Source organism: Cellulomonas sp. NS3 (genome assembly GCF_024757985.1).
Taxonomy (GTDB): domain Bacteria; phylum Actinomycetota; class Actinomycetes; order Actinomycetales; family Cellulomonadaceae; genus Cellulomonas_A.
The window spans coordinates 1,997,011-2,018,096 of record NZ_CP103289.1 but is presented as its reverse complement, the minus strand read 5'-3'; the positions used below and the strand labels follow the sequence as shown (position 1 = coordinate 2,018,096).

The following is a 21,086-nucleotide window of genomic DNA, read 5'->3' as shown; positions in this document are numbered from 1 at the left end:
GTGCGGCCCGCGAGCGGTCCGTGAGACCGGTCGCCGGTCGCCACCGAGACCTGCTCGTCAGCCGCGCGTGCCCCGCGCCGACTGCGCGAGCAGACGCATGGCCTTCCAGCGCGAGAGCCCGACGCTCGTGACGACGCCCTCGACGTCGCTCACCGAGGCGCCCCCGAGCAGCAGCTCCTCGAGCACCGGGGGCGCGTCGGAGAGCACGAGGCCCGCAGGCAGCTCGTCGCCCTTCTGCCCGCCGGCCCAGCGCGTCGCGGTGATCTGCCCGCTGCGGCGCTCGAGCAGGATCACGGGGACGGTCTTGAGCAGCTTCGAGATGGCCGCGGCTCCGTCCGGACCGGTCCGGGGCTCGCGCAGGACCGCGAGCGCGCCGACCGGCGACGGGACGACGTCGACCGCGACCCCGGCGAGCGCGCACGCCGCCGCGAGCGGGGCGGCCGCGGCGACCTGGGTCAGGACGAGCGTGACCGACGGGGCCTCGGCCGCCCCGGGGTCCGTGAGCGACGCGAGGTCGTCGGGCACCGTGCTGCTCGGGTCGTCGTCCGTCGTGCGGTCGTCGGGCCCGCGACCGGCGGCCGCGAGCGGGGTCGGAGCGGCCTCGTCGTGGCCGGACCCGGGTGCGTCCTCCGCTCCCCCGGCGCCCGGCGCGGAGCCGTCGCGCCCCGCGGAGCCGGCCGGCACGTCCCGGCCGGGCTCCGCGGTCGCGGGCCCTCGGGGGTCCGCCGCCGGCGCCTCCGATGCGTCCGGTGCGTCCGGCGCGTCGAAGAGTCCCGACAGGTCGTCGGGGACCGTGAAGTCGTCCGGGAGCGCGTCGTCGTCCGGCCCGTGGCCGGTCCCCGCGCTCACAGCACGCCCTTCGTGCTCGGGATGCCGGTGACGCGCGGGTCGGGCTGCACGGCGAGACGCAGGGCGCGTGCGAGGGCCTTGAACTGCGCCTCGACGATGTGGTGCGGGTCCCGGCCGGCGAGCACGCGCACGTGCAGGCAGATGCCCGCGTGGTGCGCGATCGACTCGAGCACGTGCCGCGTGAGCGACCCCGTGAAGTGCCCGCCGATGAGGTGGTACTCCTGTCCCTCGGGCTCGCCCGAGTGCACGAGGTAGGGACGCCCGGAGACGTCGACCACGGCCTGCGCGAGCGCCTCGTCGAGCGGCACGAGCGCGTCGCCGAACCGCGAGATGCCGCGCTTGTCGCCGAGCGCCTGGCGCAGCGCCTCGCCGATCGCGATCGCGACGTCCTCGACCGTGTGGTGCGCGTCGATGTGCGTGTCGCCCGTCGCGCGGACCGTGAGGTCGATGAGGGAGTGCTTGCCCAGCGCGGTGAGCATGTGGTCGTAGAACCCGACCGTCGTCGAGATGTCGGTCGTGCCGGTGCCGTCGAGGTCGAGCTCGACGAGCACGCTCGACTCGCTCGTCGTGCGCTCGACGCGCCCCGTCCGCTTGCCTGCGCTCACAGCGCTGCCACCTCCACCAGGGCGTCCTTGAACGCCGCCGTCTCCTCCGGGGTGCCGACCGACACCCGCAGCCATCCCGGGGGCCCGACCTCGCGGATCAGGACCCCCCGGTCGAGCAGACCCTGCCAGACCGCGTGCCGGTCGTCGAACAGGCCGAACAGCACGAAGTTCGCGTCCGAGTCGGCGACCGTGAGCCCGCGCTCGCGCAGCCACACGACGAGGGCGTCGCGCTCGTCGCGCAGCGACCCGACCTGGGCCATGAGCGCCGGCGCGTGCCGGAGCGCCGCCCGGGCGACCGCCTGCGTGACGGCCGACAGGTGGTACGGCAGGCGCACGACCCGCAGCGCGTCGACCAGGGCCGGCGCTGCGGCCAGGTACCCGAGGCGTGCGCCGGCGAGGCCGAACGCCTTGGACATCGTGCGGCTGACGGCGAGGTTCGGGTGCGCGGGCAGGAGCTCGAGGGCCGAGGGCGTCCCGGTGCGGCGGAACTCGCCGTACGCCTCGTCGACCACGACCACGCAGCCGCCCGGCACCTCGTCCGCGACGGCGAGCACCGCCTCGACGGTCGCGCGCGGGAGCGCCGTACCGGTCGGGTTGTTGGGGCTCGCGAGCAGCACGACCGACGGCTGCTCGCGCGTGATCGTCGCAGCCACGTCGTCCGTGTCCAGGCTGAAGTCCTCCGCGCGCCGGCCCTCGACCCAGGCCGTCGACGTCGCGCGCGCGTACTCCGGGTACATCGAGTACGTCGGGGCGAACGAGACCGCGGTCCGCCCGGGGCCGCCGAACGCCTGGAGGAGGTGCAGCATGACCTCGTTCGAGCCGTTGGCCGCCCAGAGCTGCTCCGGGGCGAGCGTGACGCCGGACTCGGTCGCGAGGTACGCCGCGAGGTCCTCGCGCAGCGCGAGGAAGTCCCGGTCGGGGTACCGGTTGAGCGTCGCGGCGGCGGCCGCGACGTCCCGGGCGATGTCCGCGACGACGTCCGGTGCCGGTGCGTAGGGGTTCTCGTTCACGTTGAGCAGGTACGGCACGTCGAGCTGCGGCGCGCCGTACGGCGCGACCCCGACGATCTCGGGGCGCAGCGGCAGGACGGGTCGGGACGTGGGGGCGCTCACGCCCCTGATCGTAGTCAGCGGCGCCCGGGGGCTCTCGCCTGCGGCCGACGAGCGGACGGTCGGGGCTCGCGACGGCAGCGGGGCTGGGACGCGTGCCGGGGCGAGCCGCCGCCGTGGCCCTGGCCTGGCCGACCCACGAGGCGGACCGGGTCCGGCCCCGGCGAGCGGAGACGTCGCGTCGGACGCGCGGGCCCGAGGGATGACGTGTCCGAGGGGCGACCTACGATCGAGCGCATGACCCCCCGAGCGACGACCCTGGCCGACGTCGACCGAGCGGCGCTCCGCGAGGAGGCGGAGCGCGCGCTGCGGGCCCTCGTCGGCCGGGAGGACGCGGTGCTCCGCGAGGACCAGTGGGTCGCCGTCGAGGCGCTCGTCGCGGACCGGCGTCGCGCGCTCGTCGTGCAGCGCACCGGGTGGGGCAAGTCGGCGGTGTACTTCGTCGCGACCGCGCTGCTGCGCGCGGGGGCCGGCGGCGGCGAGCCCTCGGGGCCGACCGTCATCGTCTCGCCGCTGCTCGCCCTCATGCGCAACCAGGTCGCCGCGGCGGCGCGGGCCGGGATCCGCGCCGAGACGATCAACTCCGCGAACGTGACCGAGTGGGACGCGGTGCACGAGCGCGTCGCCGCCGGCGAGGTCGACGTGCTGCTGGTCTCGCCCGAGCGGCTCAACAACCCCTCGTTCCGCGACACCGTGCTGCCCCGGCTCGCCGCCGACGCCGGGCTCGTCGTGATCGACGAGGCGCACTGCATCTCCGACTGGGGTCACGACTTCCGGCCCGACTACCGGCGCATCCGCACGCTGCTCGCCGACCTCCCCGCCGGCATCCCGGTGCTCGCGACGACCGCGACGGCGAACGCGCGCGTGACCGGCGACGTCGCGGAGCAGCTCGCGGTGCGGGGCCCGGACGCCGGGGACGGCGCGGGGAGCTCCGGGCTGGAGGACGTGCTGGTGCTGCGCGGACCGCTCGACCGCGAGAGCCTGCACCTGACCGTCGCGCGCCTGCCCGACACCTCGGCGCAGCTCGCGTGGCTCGCGCACAACCTCCCGCGCATCGACGGGTCCGGCATCGTCTACTGCCTCACGGTCGCGGCGGCGCAGCAGGTCACGGAGCACCTGCGCGCGAGCGGGCTGGACGTGCGCGCGTACACCGGGCAGACGGACCCCACGGAGCGCGAGGCCGCCGAGGCGGACCTGCTCGCGAACCGCGTCAAGGCGCTCGTCGCGACGTCCGCGCTCGGCATGGGCTTCGACAAGGGCGACCTCGCGTTCGTCGTGCACCTCGGGGCTCCCGCGTCGCCGATCGCGTACTACCAGCAGGTGGGGCGCGCCGGCCGCGCGACCGATCACGCCGAGGTCGTCCTGCTGCCCGGCCGGGAGGACCGCGCGATCTGGGACTACTTCGCGTCGATGGCGTTCCCGCCCGCGCAGGAGGTGCGGGCGACGCTCGCCGCGCTCGACGCCCACGGCACGCTCTCGACCGCCGCGCTGGAGACGCACGTGTCGCTGCGGCGCAACCGCCTCGAGCTCATGCTCAAGGTGCTCGACGTGGACGGCGCCGTGCGCCGGGTCACGGGTGGCTGGCAGTCGACGGGCGAGCCGTGGGAGTACGACGCGGAGCGGTACGAGCGCGTCGCGGCCGCCCGCGCCGCCGAGCAGGAGTCGATGGTCGAGTACGTCCGCGGCGAGACGTGCCGCATGGCGTTCCTGCGCCGCGCGCTCGACGACCCGGAGCTGAGCGGTCCCGGCGGCGAGGCGTGGCGGTGCGGCCGGTGCGACGTCTGCGGCGGCGCGAGCGCCGGGGTCGCTCCCGACGAGGCCGAGGTCGAGGCGGCCCGCGAGCGGCTCGCCGTCCCGGGCGTCGAGGTCGAGCCGCGGAAGATGTGGCCGTCGGGGATGGCCGCGCTCGGCGTCGAGCTGAGCGGGCGGATCGCCCCCGGGGTGCAGGCCTCGGCCGGGCGCGCGGTCGCGCGGCTCGACGGCATCGGGTGGGGCGGGCTGCTGCGGGACCTCTTCGCGGCCCCGGGTGGGCCCGGCGCCGACGCGGACCCGCACGCCGAGCACGGCGCGCGCGACGACGGGCTGCCCGTCCCGCTGCGCCGCCCCGTGGTCGAGGTGCTCGACGCGTGGCACCCGGACCCCGCCCCCGCGGGCGTCGTCCTCGTGGAGTCGGCGACGCGCCCGTCCCTCGTGCGCCACCTCGCCGAGGGGGTGGCCCGGCACCTCGGCGTTCCGGTCGTGGGCGTGGTGCGCCCGGTCGACGGCGTGCCGCCCGGTCGCCACGACGTCAACTCCGCGCAGCGGCTCGCCGGCGTCGCGCGTCGGCTCGAGCTGGACCTGTCCCCCGCGGCGGCCGCCGGGCTGCCCGGGCGTGCGGTCCTGCTCGTCGACGACCGGACGGACTCCGGCTGGACGCTCACCGTCGCGGCGCGCCTGCTGCGCGAGGCCGGCGCCGAGGCCGTCCACCCGTTCGTGCTCGCGGTCGGCTGACGCGGCGCTGAGACACCCGGGGGTGCGCCGGGCTCAGAAGCGCGCGCGGACCGCCTCGCCATGCGCGGGCAGCCCCTCGGCCTCGGCGAACGCCACGATGCGGTCGGCGACCTCGTCGAGCGCCGTCGCGTCGTACTCGATGACCTGCACGGCCCGCAGGAACGAGTGCACGCCGAGCCCGCTCGTGAAGTGGGCACAGCCGCCGGTCGGCAGCACGTGGTTCGAGCCCGCCATGTAGTCGCCGAGCGAGACCGGCGAGTACGGTCCGACGAAGATCGCCCCGGCGCTGGTCACGCGGTCCGCGACCGCGGCCGCGTCGGCCGTCTGGATCTCGAGGTGCTCCGCGCCGTACGCGTTGACGACCTCCAGGCCCGCGTCGAGGTCGTCGACGAGCACGATCGCGGACTGCGGACCGGACAGCGACGTCAGGACGCGCGCGGCGTGCGGCGTGCTCGGCGCCCGGTCGCCCAGCTTGGCGGCGACGGCCCCCGCCAGCTCCGCCGACGGCGTCACGAGCACCGCGGCCGCGAGCGGGTCGTGCTCGGCCTGCGAGATGAGGTCGGCTGCGACGTGCACGGCGTCCGCGGTGCCGTCCGCGAGGATCGCGATCTCCGTCGGGCCGGCCTCCGAGTCGATGCCGACCACGCCGCGGACGAGGCGCTTGGCCGCCGCGACGTAGACGTTGCCGGGCCCGGTCACCACGTCGACGGGCTCGCACAGCACGGCGCCGTCGACCTCGTCGGTGCCGTCCGCTCCGTAGGCGAACATCGCGACGGCCTGCGCGCCGCCGACCGCGTAGACCTCGTCGACCCCGAGCAGCGCGCACGTCGCGAGGATCGTCGCGTTGGGCAGCCCGCCCGAGTCCTTCTGGGGCGGCGACGCGACGGCGAGCGAACCGACGCCGGCCTCCTGCGCGGCGACGACGTTCATGATCACGGACGACGGGTACACCGCGAGGCCGCCCGGCACGTACAGGCCGACGCGGCGCACCGGCAGCCAGCGCTGGCGCACCTGCGCCCCGGAGCCGAGGTCGACCGTGAAGTCGGCCGGTCGCTGCGCGGCGTGCACCTTCCGGACCCGCACGATGGTCTCGTCGATCGCGGCGCGGACGTCCGGGTCGAGCCCGTCGACGGCCGCGCGGATCTCCTCCGCGGGCACACGCAGGTACACCGGGCGCACGCCGTCGAACCGCTCGGCGAGTTCACGCAGCGCCGCGGCGCCGTGCGCGCGGACGTCCGCGAGGATGGGCGCCACGGTGACCGCGGCCGTCTCGACGTCCACCTCCGCACGCGGGAGGGTGTCGAGCAGCTCGCGACGGGACAGGGTGCGACCGCGCAGGTCGATCCGGGAGATCACCTCTCGAGTGTAGTGATCCGGGCGCGCACGGCCCCTCGTCGTCCTGCGGCCCGCGACCGGGGAGGATGGGCGCATGAGCACACGTGAGCCCGCCGGTCCGCGACCCGAGGTCGTCGCCATCACCGACGAGAGCATCCGCCTCGGCCAGTTCCTCAAGCTCGCCGGGCTCGCCGACTCGGGCGCGCACGCGCGCGAGCTGCTCGACGACGAGGTCGTCACCGTCAACGGCGAGCCCGAGCAGCGCCGAGGGCGTCAGCTCCGGGCAGGGGACGTGGTGGTGGTCGACCTCCCCGCCGGTCCGGCGAGCGCCGTCGTCGGCTGACGGCGTCCTAGCGGACCGACCCCAGCACGCGGTCGACCGCGAGGTGCAGCACCACGCGCTCCGGCTGGAACGGCCGGGGCCGGTATCGCACCGCGTACGCCGCGACCGCCTCGGCGATCTGGTCGGGGTCACGGGAGAGCGTGATCTCGCCCTCGAGCGTGAGCCACCTCCGCCCGTCGACCTGGCACACCGCGGCCCGCACCGGACCGTCGGCGCCGGCGACGTGGCGCGCCTTGACCGACGTGACCTTGGTCGTCACGCGGACGCGTCCGCGCTCGGCGTCCCACGTGAAGCCGACCGGGACGACGTGCGGCGACCCGTCGGGCCGCAGCGTCGAGAGCGTCGCCAGGTGCCGTTCGGTCACGAACGCGAGCTGGTCGGGGGTGAGTGCGAGCACGAGGCGCGAGTCTAGGCGGCGGGTGCGCCGCCCGCCTCGGCACGGACGCGGAGCCGGACGTCCCCCGGGCACACGAGCTCGGCGCCCTCGGACCCGACGTCGTCCGGCTCCCCCGCGGCGAGCCGGCCGCCCGAGCCGACGGCGCTGACGAGCGACTCGCGCAGCGACTCGACGTCGCTCCAGGTCAGCGTCGCGTCCGCGGGCGCGTCGTCGATCCCGGGGGTTCGCTCGACGACAGGGAGCACGGCGCGACCCGGCACACCGCCCAGCACGCGCCGGCCGGGGCCCGAGCTCGTGCCGTCCTCGTGGACCCCGGCGACGCGGGCGGCCCCAGCGCCTGCGACACCGGTGTCACGGGCCTTGCCCGCGTCGCGTGCGTCGCCGTCGTCACGGGCGTCCCTCGCGTCAGGTGCGTCACCTGCGCGAGCCGCATCGTCGTCCGTCGCCCTGGTGCTCGCGGCGCCGCTCTCGGTCCAGCCGAGCCACGCGTGGAGGAACTCGGCCGTCGCCGCCGGGTCCGCCGAGACGAGCCGGTCGCCGGTCACCTCGACGTGGACGGGTCCGACCGCGGGGAGAAGGCCGCGGTAGGCGGGCAGGAGCTCCTCGAAACGGTCGGCCCACTCGTCCTCGCGCCCGACGAGCAGGAGCCCGAGGTGGTCGAGGAACGTGTGCCAGCCGGCACCGTAGCCTCGCGCCGCACCCCGCGTCAGCCGCCGGTGCTCGACGACGAGGACGGAACCCGAGCCGCGCCTCTCCACGCGCGCCTCGATCTCGCTCGGGTCCTCTCCGGGGAAGTGCCACGTCAGGAGCAGCCGGTCGGGCGCGTCGCACGCCAGCACCTCACCGGTCGCGCGCTGCGCGACGGCGTCGGCGTCGGCGTCGTCGGCCATGTCGAGGGAGTACGCACCGCCGACGCGCAGGTCGCCGCCGAGCCGCCCGAGCCAGCGCTCGACCCGCGACGGCTCGGTCAGCGCCGACCAGAGCCCGGCGGGCGGCACCGCGAAGGTCCGCTCGAAGCGCACCTGCGCCTCGTGCCCCTCGGCGGTGAGCAGTCCGAGCTCGTCGAGCATGCGTGACGTCATGGCCGTGCCTCCTGGTCGTGGGTCAGGTCCGTGCTCCGTGCCTGTCGCCGGCCGCGCGCCACCTCGGTCTCGAGCGCGTCGAGCCGCTGGTCCCAGAAGCGGCGGACGCCGCGCACCCACAGCTCGACCTCGGTGAGGGACTCGGCGCGCACCGAGTACAGGCGGCGCTGGCCGTCGACGACGGACTCGACGACGCCGGCCTCGCGCAGGACGCGCAGGTGACGCGACGCACCGGGCTGGCTCACGCCGAACTCCGCGCCGACGGCCGTCGCGAGCTCGCCCGCGGTGCGTTCGCCGTCCGCGAGGAGCTCGACGAGCCGTCGCCGGACCGGGTCCCCGAGCGCGTCCATCGCCTGCATGACCGGACTCTTTCACCCTGCGTTATATAACACAAGAGTCATACGCAGAGTCGGAGCGCTCGCCGTGCATCGGCGGTGTCAGACCGGCGGTGAGGCGACGGCGTCGTCGTGTCGGCCGCGCCGCGTCAGGGCGTCGCGAGGCAGCTCGGGCCGAGCAGCGCCTTCAGGTCGCCGAACAGCGACGGCGACCGCTCCACACGCAGTCCCTCGTCGAGCCGCATGACCGTCGCCCGCCCCGGGCTCGTGAGCCGCAGGTGCACCTCGGTGACCCCGGGGTGCGTCGAGAGCACCTCGCGCAGCCGCTCGACGACGGGCGCCGTGCACCGCGAGACCGGGAGCGTCAGCACGACCGGGGAGTCCGCCGCGGCGGACACGTCCGGGATCGACACCTCCATCGCCTGGAGCTGCATGGTCTCGTCCCGGCGACGCACCCGGCCGCGCACGACCACGACCGCGTCCTCGGCGAGGGCCGTCGAGTACGCGAGGTACGTCTCGCCGAAGAACATGATCTCGACCGCGCCCTCCATGTCCTCGAGCGTGACCGCGGCCCACGGGTTGCCCTGCTTCGACATCTTCCGCTGGAGCGACGTGATCAGGCCGGCGACGACGACCGTCGAGCCGTCCGGGCGCGCCTCGTCGGCGTTGAGCGTGGCGATCGAGACGTCCGCCGCGGCCGCCAGCACGTGCTCCAGCCCCGAGAGCGGGTGGTCCGAGACGTAGAGCCCGAGCATCTCGCGCTCGAACTGCAGCCGCTGCTTCTTGTCCCAGTCCGGCAGGTCCGGGATCACGACCGAGAAGCCGGGGCCCTCGTCGTCCCCACCGAGGTCCGCGAACAGGTCGAACTGCCCCTCCGCCTCCTTGCGCTTGACGCCGATGACCGAGTCGACGGCCTGCTCGTGCACGAGCAGGAGCGCTCGGCGCGCGTGGCCGAGCGAGTCGAACGCGCCGGCCTTGATGAGCGACTCGATGGTCCGCTTGTTGCAGACGACGGCCGGCACCTTGTCGAGGAAGTCGGTGAAGGACGTGAACGCGCCCTTCTCCTCGCGGGTGCGCACGATCGCGTCGACGACGTTCGCGCCGACGTTGCGCACCGCGGTCAGGCCGAAGCGGATGTCCACGCCGACGGCCGTGAAGTTCGCCGACGAGGAGTTCACGTCGGGCGGCAGCACCGTGATGCCCATGCGTCGGCACTCGCCGAGGTACAGCGCCGACTTGTCCTTGTCGTCGCGCACGCTCGTGAGCAGCGCGGCCATGTACTCGGTCGGGTAGTTCGCCTTGAGGAACGCCGTCCAGTAGGACACGACGCCGTACGCCGCGGAGTGCGCCTTGTTGAATGCGTACCCGGCGAACGGGACGAGCACGTCCCACACCGCCTGGATGGCCTTGTCGGAGTAGCCGCGCTCGCGCATGCCCGCCTGGAAGGGCACGAACTCCTTGTCGAGCACCTCCTTCTTCTTCTTGCCCATCGCACGGCGCAGCAGGTCGGCCTGGCCGAGCGTGTAGCCGGCGAGCTTCTGCGCGGCACGCTGGACCTGCTCCTGGTACACGATCAGGCCGTGCGTGATGCCCACGACCTCCTCGAGCGGCTCGGCCAGCTCGGGGTGGATCGGCTCGATCTGCTGCAGGCCGTTCTTGCGCAGCGCGTAGTTGATGTGCGAGTTCATGCCCATCGGGCCCGGGCGGTAGAGCGCGATGACGGCCGAGATGTCCTCGAAATTGTCGGGGCGCATCTGGCGCAGCAGGGACCGCATCGGGCCGCCGTCGAGCTGGAACACCCCGAGCGTGTCGCCGCGCCCGAGCAGCTCGTAGGTCGGCGGGTCGTCGAGCGCGACCTCCTCGATGAGGATCGGGTCCTTGCCGTTCATCTCGATGTTCTCGAGCGCGTCGTCGAGGATCGTGAGGTTGCGCAGCCCCAGGAAGTCCATCTTGATCAGGCCGAGAGCCTCGGACGAGGGCTGGTCGAACTGCGTGATGATCGCGCCGTCCTGGGGGCGGCGCATGATCGGGATGATGTCGAGCAGCGGCTCGCTCGACATGATGACGCCGGCCGCGTGCACGCCCCACTGGCGCTTGAGGTTCTCGAGCCCGCGTGCGGTCTCCAGGACGCGCTGCGCCTCGGGGTCCGCCTGGACGACCTGCCGGAACTCTTCCGCCTCGGCGTACCGGGGGTCGTCCGGGTTGTAGATGCCCTTGAGCGAGATGTCCTTGCCCATGACCGCGGGCGGCATGGCCTTGGTGAGCTTCTCCCCCATCGCGAAGGGGAAGCCCAGCACGCGCGAGGCGTCCTTGAGGGCCTGCTTGGCCTTGATCGTGCCGTAGGTGACGATCTGCGCGACGCGGTCCTCGCCGTACTTCTCGGTCACGTACCGGATGACCTCGCCGCGCCGGCGCTCGTCGAAGTCGACGTCGACGTCGGGCCACGAGACGCGCTCGGGGTTGAGGAAGCGCTCGAAGATCAGGCCGTGCTCGAGCGGGTCGAGCTCGGTGATGCCCATCGCGTACGAGGCCATCGAGCCGGCGGCGGACCCACGGCCGGGACCCACGCGGATGCCCTGGTCCTTGGCCCAGTTGATGAAGTCGGCGACGACGAGGAAGTAGCCCGAGAACCCGAGCTGCGTGATGACGCCCGTCTCGTAGTCGGCCTGCTTGCGCACGTCGTCGGGGATCGCGCCCTTGTACCGGCGCTGGAGGCCCGACTCGACCTCCTTGATGAACCACGACTGCTCGTCCTCGCCCGGCGGGACCGGGAAGTTCGGCATGTAGTTGGCGTTGGTGTTGAACTCGACCTCGCACTGCTCCGCGATGCGCAGCGTGTTGTCGCACGCCTCCGGGAGCTCGGCCCACTTGCGCCGCATCTCCTCCGCGGACCACAGGTAGAACTGGTCGGTGTCGAACTTGAACCGGTCGGGGTCGGCGAGCGTCGAGCCCGACTGGACGCACAGCAGCACCTCGTGCGCGTGGCTGTCCTCGTGGCGCGTGTAGTGCAGGTCGTTCGTCGCGACGAGCGGCGCGTCGATGACCTCGGCGAGCCGGCGCAGGTCCTTGATGACCCGCTGCTCGATCTCGAGCCCGTGGTCCATCAGCTCGACGTAGAAGAACTCCTTGCCGAAGATGTCCTGGAACTCACCCGCGGCCCGCACGGCCTCGTCGAACTGCCCGAGCCGCAGGCGCGTCTGCACCTCGCCCGACGGGCAGCCCGTCGTCGCGATCAGGCCCGTCGAGTACCGGCTCAACAGCTCGCGGTCCATGCGCGGCCACTTGCCCATCTGCCCCTCGAGGGACGCGAGCGACCCCAGCCGGAACAGGTTGTGCATGCCCTCGGTGGTCCGGGACAGGATCGTCATGTGCGTGTACGCGCCGCGCGCCGAGACGTCGTCGCTCGCCTGGTGCGCCTCGCCCCACCGCACCCGCGTCTGGTCGAACCGGCTGGTCCCGGGCGTCAGGTACGCCTCGATGCCGATGATCGGCTTGATGCCGTGCGCCTTGGCGCGCGACCAGAAGTCGAACGCGCCGAACAGGTACCCGTGGTCGGTGATCGCCATGGCCGTCTGGCCCAGCCGCTCGGCCTCGGTGAAGAGGTCCTCGACGCGGGCCGCACCGTCGAGCATCGAGAACTCGGTGTGTGCGTGGAGGTGGACGAAGTCAGATCCTCCAGATGCCATGCGGGCCATCCTAGGTCGTCTCGCCGACACCTCCGGCGGGTCGCGAGCGTGTCGGCGGGTGGCCTCGCGCACAGCCGCGCCGCCGCCGTCCGACCACCGCCCGCCCCACGGCGCGTCGACCCGGCGCGTCGCGGGACGACCGCGTGCCGGACCGCCCGCGGCCGGACGCAGCGGTCAGCGGAAGCCGTCGCCGAGGACGTCGAGCGCGCGCGCGAGGTCGTCCGGGTAGGAGCTCGTGAGCTCCAGCCAGGTGCCGCTCGTGGGGTGCTCGAAGCCCAGGCGCATCGCGTGCAGCCACTGCCGCGTGAGCCCCGTGCGGGCGGCGAGCGTCGGGTCCGCGCCGTACGTCAGGTCCCCGACGCACGGGTGGCGCAGCGCCGCGAAGTGCACGCGGATCTGGTGCGTGCGCCCGGTCTCGAGGTGCACCTCGACGAGCGACGCCGAGGGCAGCATCTCCAGCACCTCGTAGTGCGTGACCGACGGCTTGCCGTCCGCGACGACCGCGAACTTCCAGTCCGAGCTCGGGTGCCGTCCGATCGGGGCGTCGATCGTGCCCGTGGTCGGCTCCGGGTGGCCCTGCACGAGGGCGTGGTAGACCTTCTCGACCGTGCGCTCCTTGAACGCGCGCTTGAGGACCGTGTAGGCGTACTCGCTCTTCGCGACGACCATGAGGCCCGATGTGCCGGCGTCGAGCCGGTGCACGATGCCCTGGCGCTCGGCGGCGCCCGACGTGGAGATCCGGTACCCGGCGGCGGCGAGCGCCCCGACGACCGTCGGCCCCTCCCACCCCGGCGAGGGGTGCGCAGCGACGCCGACCGGCTTGTCGACGACCACGAGGTCGTCGTCGTCGTGCACGATGCGCATGCCCGGGACCGGCTCGGGCACGACCTCGACGGCAGCGGCCTCGCGCTCGTCGGGGATCTCGACCTCGAGCCACGACCCGGCGTGCAGCCGCTCGGACTTGCCGGCCTCTTGCCCGTCGACCCGGACCGCCCCGGCGGCCGCGAGCTCGGCGGCCCGCGTCCGCGAGAACCCGAGCAGCCGCGAGAGCGCGGCGTCGACCCGCTCCCCCGCCAGGCCGTCCGGCACCGGGAGCGAGCGTGTCTCAGCCATCGGTGCGCACAGGACCGTCGAGCGGGCCGGCGGCCGACGCGGGCGCGACGTGCGTCCCGCCGGCGGTCCGCTCGGTCGACGTCGTCGAACCGTCCGGACGGGCGGGGTCGAGCCCTGCCCCGGCCGCGTCCGGTACGGGCGTCGCGTGCTCACGCGTCCCGTCGAGCGCGATCCCGCGCACGGCCAGCAGCATGATCAGCCCCGCGGCACCGACGATCGCGATGTCGGCGACGTTCCCCACGAAGACGTTGCCGTAGGCGATGAAGTCGACGACGTGACCGCGCGCGAACCCCGGCTCCCGGAAGAAGCGGTCGACCAGGTTCCCGAGCGCGCCGCCCAGCAGGAGGCCGAACGCGAGCGCCCAGCCCCGCGACCCGAGCCGGCGCGAGGCGCGGACCACCACGACCACGACGACGGTCGCGACGACCGTCAGCAGCCACGTCTGGCCGTTCGCGAGGGACAGCGCCGCTCCCGGGTTGAACACCAGGCGCAGCCCCAGGAGGTCGCCGACGAGCGGGACCCGCTCGGTCTCGCTCAGCTCGCGCAGCGCGACGACCTTGGTCAGCTGGTCGAGCGCGAGGACCCCGACCGTCAGGCTCGTGAGCAGCACAAGCAGGCGACGCCGGTGGGCCGGGTCGGCGCGGTCAGGGGTCGGCTCTACCTCGGGCGTCGTGGACATCGAGGACGAGTCTACGGGCGCGTCAGCGACGCTCCTCGCGCTGCTTGCACTCGACGCACAGCGACGCGCGCGGGAACGCCTGCACCCGGGCCTTGCCGATCGCCTTGCCGCACGACTCGCACGTCCCGAACGTGCCCGCGGAGATGCGCGCGAGGGCGTGGCTCGACTGGGTCAGCAGGTCGCGCGTGTTGTTGACGAGCGTGAGCTCCTGCTCCCGCTCGAGCGCGCTCGAGCCGGAGTCCGCCTGGTCGTCGCCGGCCCCGTCCCCCGAGTTGCGCAGGAGGTCCGACAGCTCGGCGTCCGCGGCGCTGAGCTCCGCGGTGAGCCGGTCGACGTCGCCGATCAGCTCGTCGGCGACCGCCTGCACCTCACGAGCGGTCCAGGGCTTCTCGCCGTCACGGACCGGGAAGCCGCGGACCGCCTTGGCGAGGTCCGGAAAGTCGTGCGATGCGGTCGTCGTGCCGACCGAGTCCTTGATGGCCACGAGCACCCTCTCGTTGTGAGTCACGCGAGACTATGCGCCCGAGTCAGCACGCACAACACACCACGCCGGTCGACGGACCGGACGTGGTGTGCTGTGGGCAGAGCTGCTGGTCAGAGGGTGCGACCCTCGCCCACCGGCTGGGCGTTCTGACCACTGCGCGGCGGGAGCGCCGAGCCGCGGTTGTCGAGGTCCCCGAGGAGGTTCTCGAGGTAGCTCTTGAGGCGCGTGCGGTAGTCGCGCTCGAAGACCCGGAGCTCGTCGATCTTGCGCTCCAGCAGGGACCGCTCCTGCTCGAGCTGGCCGAGGGTGCGGGCCGACGTCTCCTCGGCCTCACGCACGATCCGGGCGCCCTGCGACTTGGCCTCGGAGATGAGCCGGTCGCTCTCCTCCTGGCCGCTGCGCACGTAGTCGTCGTGCAGCTTCTGCGCGAGGGCGAGCATGCCCGTCGCGGACTCCGGCTCGTTGGGCCGGCCCTGCGGCACCGGGGCCACGGCGACCGGCGCGGGCGCGATGGGCGCCGCGACGACCTGGCGCTCGGGCTCCGGCTCGGGCAGCGGCTTCGGCGCGGGGGCGGCCTGCTGCGCACCGGCCCGGCTCAGCTCCGCGATCCGGCGCTCGGCCGCCGCGAGCTTCGTCTTGAGGTCGTCGTTCTCGCCCTGGAGGTCCCGGAGGGTGTTGACGACCTCGTCGAGGAAGTCGTCGACCTCGTCCTGGTCGTACCCCTCTCTGAACTTGGTCGCCTGGAACTTCTTGTTCAGGACGTCGTCTGCGGTCAGCAGTGCCATCGTCGTCACCTCTTCGGTCGCACTTGGTCAAGCCGGTGGGCAGTCCACCGACCGCCTCGGCTCACGGTAGCGGACATTGCGGGACGAGCACGCGACCCGCCACGCCCGCCCGGGGCGCGCGGTCGCTCGGGTCGCCGACGAACCGGACGAACCGGACACGCGGCCGACCCGTGGTTCTCAGATGCGGCTGAGGATGTTCATCAGGACGTAGCACGCGAGCATGAGGACCAGGAACGCGAGGTCCAGGCGCACGGTCCCGATGGTCAGCGGGGGCAGGATGCGCCGCAGCGCGCGCAGCGGCGGGTCCGTCACCGTGTAGGTCGCCTCGGCGACGACGAGCGCCACGCCGCGCGGCCGCCACTCGCGCGCGAAGAACTGGACCCAGTCCAGGACGAGCCGGATCAGCAGCAGGATCACGAAGACCAGGACGACGAGGTACAGCAGGTCGGCGACGAGGGACACGCGTCAGCTCTGGTTGAAGAAGCCGGTGCGCACCGGCTCGACGGGCGGCGGCTGCTCCTCGCCGGTCACCTCGACGTGCGCGGGCGACAGCAGGAACACCTTGTTGGTGACCCGCTCGATCGCGCCGTGCAGCCCGAAGATCAGGCCGGCCGAGAAGTCGACGAGCCGCTTGGCGTCCGCCTCGTCCATGTCCGAGAGGTTCATGATCACGGGCGTGCCCTCGCGGAACGCCTCGCCGATCTTGCGCGCGTCGTTGTACGAGCGCGGGTGGATCGTCGTGATCCGGCGCAGCTCGCCCGTCTCCGGGTGCACGTCGTGCGCCGGCGCCACCGACCGCGTCGCCGTCGGGCGGTGCAGCGGTGTCACCTGAGCCTCGTACTCGTGCGCCACGTCGGCCTCCAGGTCGTCGTACTCGTCGACGTACTCCTCGTGCTCGCCCCGGTCGTCGGCGAGGCCGAGGTACAGCATCGTCTTGCGCAGCGCTCCGGCCATCGCGGTCTCCCCATCCCCCGAACTGATCTGTCCAGCGACTTTCACGCTAGCAACGTCGGAGGATCGTGACCCCGCGACACGCGCGGCGCCTCTCGACTTACCGTAGATCACCCCGAGATCACCCGGACGAGCGAACCACCCCCGCGAACCGTCCCGTGGTCGTGCCGCCGCGGGTCGCGAGGCGGTGCGAGAAGAACCGCGGGTCGCGCGCCGTGCAGACGTCGACGCTGGTCACGTCGTGGATCCCGGCCCGCGCGAGCGCCGCGCGCGCACCGGCGGGAAGGTCGAGCGCGGGGGTTCCCCACGAGGTCGTCGCCCAGGTCTCGGGCACCGCCGCCGCGACCTGCTCGCGCAGCGCGGCGGGCACCTCGTACTCGGCGCCGCTGATCGCGGGCCCCACGACGGCCCGGACGTGCTCGAGCCGCGCGCCGGCCGCGGTCAGCGCGTGCACCGCCGCCTCGAGCACCCCGCGCTCGAGGCCCTGCCGGCCGGCGTGCGCGACGCCGACGACCCCCGTGCCCGCGTCCGCGAGCAGGACCGGCACGCAGTCGGCGACCAGGACCCCGAGCCCGACGCCGGGACCCGCCGCGACGAGCGCGTCCGCCACGCCGACCTCGACCTCCCCCGGAGCCGGCTCGCGCTCCAGCGTCAGGACGTCCGCGCCGTGGACCTGCGCGGCGAACGCGACACGCCCGCCGAGCCAGCGCTCGACGCGCCCGCGGTTGACGAGCACCCGGTCGGGGTCGTCGCCGACGTGCAGCCCGAGGTCGAGCGAGTCCCACGGCGCGGAGCTCGCGCCGCCCGTGCGCGTCGTGAAGCCCGCGCGCACCCCGGGGCCGAGGTCGACCTCCAGCACGTCGATCGCGTGCGCGCCCACCCGCGGCTACTTGAGGAAGTCGGGGACGTCCAGGTCCTCGCTCGGGCGGCGCGTCACACGCTCCTCCTCGAACACGCGCGGGACCTCGAGCTGGCCGGTCGCCGGCGCGGGCTCGTGCTCGCTCGCGAGGAACGCCGGGACCTGACGCGGCGCGGCGTGCACCGGCGCGGAACCGACACGCACGACGTCGTCGTCCGTGGGGACCGGCCGCGGGGCGGCGTGCGACGGCACGGTCACGGGCGGCGCGAGCCGCGGCGGCGCCGAGCTCCCGCTGACCTGGCCGAGGCCGCGCGACTCGCGCCGCACGACCGGGGAGCCGCCGTCGAAGCCGGCGGCGATCACGGTGACCCGCACCTCGTCGCCGAGGGCGTCGTCGATCACGGCACCGAAGATGATGTTGGCCTCGGGGTGCGCCGCCTCCTGGACGAGGCGCGCGGCCTCGTTGATCTCGAAGAGACCGAGGTCGGAGCCGCCCTGGATCGACAGCAGCACGCCGTGCGCGCCGTCGATGCTGGCCTCGAGCAGCGGCGAGGAGATCGCGAGCTCGGCGGCCTGCACGGCACGGTCCTCCCCGCGCGCGGAGCCGATGCCCATGAGGGCCGAGCCGGCGCCCTGCATGACGGACTTCACGTCGGCGAAGTCGAGGTTGATGAGGCCGGGGGTCGTGATGAGGTCGGTGATGCCCTGGACGCCCGAGAGCAGGACCTGGTCCGCCGAGTGGAACGCGTCGAGCACCGAGACCGAGCGGTCGGAGATCGACAGCAGCCGGTCGTTCGGGATGACGATGAGCGTGTCGACCTCGGCCCGCAGCGCGTCGATGCCCGAGTCGGCCTGGACCGAGCGGCGCCGGCCCTCGAACGTGAACGGGCGGGTGACGACGCCGATGGTCAGGGCGCCGAGCGAGCGGGCGATCCGGGCGACGACCGGCGCGCCGCCGGTCCCGGTGCCACCGCCCTCGCCCGCGGTGACGAAGACCATGTCGGCGCCGCGCAGGACGTCCTCGATCTCCTCCGCGTGGTCCTCGGCGGCCTTCTTGCCGACCTCGGGGTCCGCGCCCGCGCCGAGGCCGCGCGTGAGCTCGCGGCCCACGTCGAGCTTGACGTCGGCGTCCGACATGAGGAGCGCCTGGGCGTCCGTGTTGATGGCGATGAACTCGACACCCTTGAGGCCGACCTCGATCATGCGGTTGACGGCGTTGACGCCGCCACCGCCGATGCCGACGACCTTGATGACCGCCAGGTAGTTCTGCGGAGCTGCCACGGTGGGTGCCTCTCGTTGTGCGCCAGTGCTGCGGGTGTGCGGAGCCGGGATCTGACCCCTGCACCCGCCGAAACCTTCACCCTCTACTAGAGGGTTATAGTTATGTCAGGTGCTTCTTGTCGTGACGGTAGGTGCGTCGCGCGTCGGGATCAACGACCACACCGGGCGTGTCGGCGATGTCGCGCGCGTCACCGGGTGATCGGCAGGGTCGGGGCGGACACGTCGAACACCGCGGCGCCCGCGCTCGCAGGCGCCGCGCGCAGCGCCTGCAGCACGGCGATCTTGAGCGACGTCTCGTGCGCGCTCCCCCAGACGACACGGGCACCGTCGCGCAGCACCATCGAGACGGTGTCCTGCGTCTCCGCGGACACCTCCCCGACCTGCCCGAGCAGGTCCGGCGGCAGCGCCTCGAGCACCGTGAGCACCGCCCGCAGCGTCCGGGCGTCGCCCACCGGGACCCGCACGACGGGCAGCCCCTCGGGCGGGACGTCGACGCGCCCCACCTTGACGCCCTCCATGTCGAGCAGCGCGAAGCCCGCGACGGGACCGCCCGGGGCGGCCGCGGACGTCGACGGCGGCTCGGGGACCGCGGCGACGGGCTCCCGCGACACGAGCTGGACCACGAGCCCGCGCGGCCAGTCGCGCATCACGCGCGCCTCGCGCACGCCCGGGACCTCGAGCACGTCGTCGCGCAGCGCCACGGTGTCGAGCCGCGGGAGCGGGGTGCCCGCACGGCCGCCGACCACCGCGGCGACCTGGTCGACCGCCACGACGGTGCCCGCGCCGGAGATCGCCACGCGCGCCGGGTCGAGCGCGAGGACCGGCGAGAGCAGCAGGAGCCACGCGAGCGAGCCGACCGCGAGGAGCGTGCTCGCACCGATCACGACCTGGCGGACCGCGACCCGGCGGCGCGCCCGCGCCCGCTCGGCGAACCGCTCGGCCGAGCGCTCCGAGACGACGGAGGCCCGCACCGGCAGCGCGAAGCCGCGCCGGCCGGACGTGTACGTCGTCACGGTCGGTGCGTGCGGGTCGAGGACCTCGGCCTGGCCGCCGGTGTCGGGTGCCGGCTCCCGGACGGGCCGCGGTGCCGCCGGCCGCAGCGGCGTGGGGACGGTCCGGTGCTCCCCCGTCGCACGGGACTCGCCGGGCGCCGTGCGCTGCGGACCCGTCGAGGGGCGCGGCTCGGCCGGCGGGAGCGCGCGCGGGCGAGCCTCGGGTCGTGCCGCCGGGGTCGCCGGGCGGGCGGGCGCGGGTCGCGGGCGTGCCGGACGGCCGGTCACGGGACGGCGCGGCGGAGGCGTCATGCGCGCTCCGCGGCGCCCGACTGCGGTCCCGCACCGGCTCCGGCCACGCGCGTGAGCTCCGCGAGCACCTCGGGGACCAGGGCGGTGACGTCCCCCGCGCCGATCGTCAGCAGGAGGTCGCCGGGCCGAGCGGCGCGCGCGACGGCGACCGCCGCCTGCCCGCGGTCCGCGACGAACGTCGCCCGGCCCCCGGTCGGGACGCGGTCGGTGATCAACGCGCCGGTCACCTCGGGGTCCGGGTCCTCGCGCGCCGCGTACACGTCGGTGACGACGACGACGTCCGCGAGGTCGAGCGCCGCGGCGAACTCCGCGGCGAACGTCCGGGTGCGGGAGAACAGGTGCGGCTGGAAGAGCGCGAGCACGCGCCCCTTCCCCGCGACCGCACGGGCGGCCCGTAGCAGCGCGGCCACCTCGGTCGGGTGGTGCGCGTAGTCGTCGACGACCCGGACGCCGCCGGCGTCGCCGCGGTGCTCGAACCGGCGGCCCGTGCCCCGGAACGCGGCGAGCCCCGCGGTCGCGGACGGCACCGACGCGCCGAGCCGGCGGGCGGCGACGTACGCCGCGGCCGCGTTGAGCGCGTTGTGCGCGCCGGGGGCCGTCAGGACCAGCGTCGTGCTGCCGATCGCCGGGGCGGCGTCGAGCGTCGCGGACCAGGATCCGCCCTCGTGCTGCACGGGCCCGACGACCACGTCGGCGCGCGCGTCCGTCCCGTACGTCACGACCTCGACGCCGCGTGCCGCGAGACCGGCGCGTGTGCGCTCGACGAGCCGCGCGGCGCCCGGGTCGTCGAGGCACGTGACGAGCAGCCCGCCGGGGACGACGCGCTCGGTGAAGGCGACGAACGCGTCCTCGAACGCCTCGCGCGTGCCGTAGTGGTCGAGGTGGTCGGGCTCGACGTTCGTCACGACCGCGACCTCGGGCGCGTACGCCAGGAAGGAGCCGTCCGACTCGTCGGCCTCGGCCACGAAGGCCGGACCGTCGCCGGGCCGGCCCCCCGCCACGGGGCCCTCGACGGTCAGCACCGTGCCCCCGATCGCGAACGACGGGTCCAGGCCGGCCTCGAGCAGCGCCGTCGCGACCATCGCGGACGTCGTCGTCTTCCCGTGCGCGCCCGCGACGGCGACCGCGCGACGCCCGACCATGAGTGCGGCGAGCGCCTGCGACCGGTGCAGGACGCGCAGCCCGTCGCGCCGTGCGCGCGCGAGCTCGACGTTGGACTCGCGGACCGCGGAGGACACCACGACCGTGTCGACCCCGTCGAGGTGCGCGGCGTCGTGCCCGACGAACACCGTCACACCCGCGGCACGCAGCGGGACGAGCGCCGGACCGTCCTGCGCGTCGGACCCGCTGACCGGCACGCCGCGCGCCGCGAGCAGGCCCGCGACCGCCGACATCCCGG

20 protein-coding genes are annotated in these 21,086 nt (G+C 74.4%); 2 read left to right on the top strand and 18 right to left on the bottom strand.

The window, feature by feature from the left end; genetic code table 11:
* Positions 1–57: 57 nt before the first annotated feature.
* The 3 genes from NXY84_RS09240 to NXY84_RS09230 are packed head-to-tail and all read right to left on the bottom strand — an operon-like array spanning position 58 to position 2,575.
* On the bottom strand, positions 58–849 hold the full coding sequence (locus NXY84_RS09240) for a hypothetical protein (RefSeq protein ID WP_258726789.1): 792 nt from the start codon (positions 847–849) through the stop codon (positions 58–60).
* Positions 846–1,454 (bottom strand): imidazoleglycerol-phosphate dehydratase HisB, encoded by a 609-nt coding sequence (hisB, locus tag NXY84_RS09235; protein ID WP_258726788.1) that lies wholly within the window; start codon positions 1,452–1,454, stop codon positions 846–848. Before hisB ends, NXY84_RS09240 begins: the two co-directional genes overlap by 4 nt.
* Positions 1,451–2,575: a histidinol-phosphate transaminase gene (locus NXY84_RS09230; protein WP_396126393.1), complete on the bottom strand. Its 1,125-nt coding sequence runs from the start codon at positions 2,573–2,575 to the stop codon at positions 1,451–1,453. The genes hisB and NXY84_RS09230 overlap by 4 nt, the downstream gene beginning before the upstream one ends.
* A gap of 225 nt (positions 2,576–2,800) precedes the next feature.
* Here NXY84_RS09230 and NXY84_RS09225 point away from each other — a divergent pair, with 225 nt between their 5' ends.
* The gene (locus tag NXY84_RS09225; protein WP_258726786.1) at positions 2,801–5,053 is read left to right on the top strand and encodes a RecQ family ATP-dependent DNA helicase; all 2,253 of its coding nucleotides are present in this window, start codon (positions 2,801–2,803) and stop codon (positions 5,051–5,053) included.
* A 33-nt stretch (positions 5,054–5,086) separates the two neighbouring features.
* Here the strand turns inward: NXY84_RS09225 and hisD are convergent, their stop codons facing one another.
* Positions 5,087–6,409, bottom strand: coding sequence for a histidinol dehydrogenase (hisD, locus tag NXY84_RS09220; RefSeq protein WP_258726785.1), 1,323 nt, complete (start codon positions 6,407–6,409; stop codon positions 5,087–5,089).
* 73 nt (positions 6,410–6,482) lie between these two features.
* Between hisD and NXY84_RS09215 the strand changes: the two genes are divergently transcribed.
* On the top strand, positions 6,483–6,731 hold the full coding sequence (locus NXY84_RS09215) for an RNA-binding S4 domain-containing protein (RefSeq protein ID WP_258726784.1): 249 nt from the start codon (positions 6,483–6,485) through the stop codon (positions 6,729–6,731).
* Between the two features lie 7 nt (positions 6,732–6,738).
* Here the strand turns inward: NXY84_RS09215 and NXY84_RS09210 are convergent, their stop codons facing one another.
* The 14 genes from NXY84_RS09210 to murC form a co-directional block, all read right to left on the bottom strand.
* On the bottom strand, positions 6,739–7,128 hold the full coding sequence (locus NXY84_RS09210) for a pyridoxamine 5'-phosphate oxidase family protein (protein WP_258726783.1): 390 nt from the start codon (positions 7,126–7,128) through the stop codon (positions 6,739–6,741).
* Between the two features lie 11 nt (positions 7,129–7,139).
* On the bottom strand, positions 7,140–8,210 hold the full coding sequence (locus NXY84_RS09205) for an SRPBCC domain-containing protein (protein WP_258726782.1): 1,071 nt from the start codon (positions 8,208–8,210) through the stop codon (positions 7,140–7,142).
* Positions 8,207–8,569 carry an ArsR/SmtB family transcription factor gene (locus NXY84_RS09200; protein ID WP_258726781.1) on the bottom strand — a complete coding sequence of 121 codons (363 nt, stop codon included), beginning with the start codon at positions 8,567–8,569 and terminating at the stop codon, positions 8,207–8,209. The genes NXY84_RS09205 and NXY84_RS09200 overlap by 4 nt, the downstream gene beginning before the upstream one ends.
* 125 nt (positions 8,570–8,694) lie before the next feature.
* Entirely contained in the window at positions 8,695–12,231 is a 3,537-nt protein-coding gene (dnaE, locus tag NXY84_RS09195) for a DNA polymerase III subunit alpha (protein ID WP_258726780.1), read from the bottom strand.
* Positions 12,232–12,405: 174 nt separating this feature from the next.
* Positions 12,406–13,344: an RluA family pseudouridine synthase gene (locus NXY84_RS09190; RefSeq protein ID WP_258726779.1), complete on the bottom strand. Its 939-nt coding sequence runs from the start codon at positions 13,342–13,344 to the stop codon at positions 12,406–12,408.
* The gene (gene lspA / locus NXY84_RS09185) at positions 13,337–14,023 is read right to left on the bottom strand and encodes a signal peptidase II (RefSeq protein ID WP_258726778.1); all 687 of its coding nucleotides are present in this window, start codon (positions 14,021–14,023) and stop codon (positions 13,337–13,339) included. The genes NXY84_RS09190 and lspA overlap by 8 nt, the downstream gene beginning before the upstream one ends.
* Positions 14,024–14,045: 22 nt before the next feature.
* Positions 14,046–14,501 carry a TraR/DksA family transcriptional regulator gene (locus NXY84_RS09180; RefSeq protein ID WP_396126392.1) on the bottom strand — a complete coding sequence of 152 codons (456 nt, stop codon included), beginning with the start codon at positions 14,499–14,501 and terminating at the stop codon, positions 14,046–14,048.
* A 116-nt stretch (positions 14,502–14,617) separates the two neighbouring features.
* Positions 14,618–15,292, bottom strand: a complete 675-nt coding sequence (locus tag NXY84_RS09175; RefSeq protein ID WP_258726777.1) for a DivIVA domain-containing protein — start codon at positions 15,290–15,292, stop codon at positions 14,618–14,620.
* 177 nt (positions 15,293–15,469) lie between these two features.
* Positions 15,470–15,754, bottom strand: a complete 285-nt coding sequence (locus tag NXY84_RS09170) for a YggT family protein (RefSeq protein WP_258726776.1) — start codon at positions 15,752–15,754, stop codon at positions 15,470–15,472.
* A 3-nt stretch (positions 15,755–15,757) separates the two neighbouring features.
* Entirely contained in the window at positions 15,758–16,246 is a 489-nt protein-coding gene (locus NXY84_RS09165; RefSeq protein ID WP_141372349.1) for a cell division protein SepF, read from the bottom strand.
* A 118-nt stretch (positions 16,247–16,364) separates the two neighbouring features.
* Positions 16,365–17,123 carry a polyphenol oxidase family protein gene (locus tag NXY84_RS09160; protein WP_258726775.1) on the bottom strand — a complete coding sequence of 253 codons (759 nt, stop codon included), beginning with the start codon at positions 17,121–17,123 and terminating at the stop codon, positions 16,365–16,367.
* Positions 17,124–17,129: 6 nt separating this feature from the next.
* Positions 17,130–18,383, bottom strand: coding sequence for a cell division protein FtsZ (gene ftsZ / locus NXY84_RS09155; RefSeq protein ID WP_258726774.1), 1,254 nt, complete (start codon positions 18,381–18,383; stop codon positions 17,130–17,132).
* A gap of 188 nt (positions 18,384–18,571) precedes the next feature.
* Positions 18,572–19,687 (bottom strand): cell division protein FtsQ/DivIB, encoded by a 1,116-nt coding sequence (locus NXY84_RS09150; protein ID WP_258726773.1) that lies wholly within the window; start codon positions 19,685–19,687, stop codon positions 18,572–18,574.
* Entirely contained in the window at positions 19,684–21,081 is a 1,398-nt protein-coding gene (gene murC, locus NXY84_RS09145) for a UDP-N-acetylmuramate--L-alanine ligase (protein ID WP_396126391.1), read from the bottom strand. The genes NXY84_RS09150 and murC overlap by 4 nt, the downstream gene beginning before the upstream one ends.
* Between the last annotated feature and the right edge of the window lie 5 nt (positions 21,082–21,086).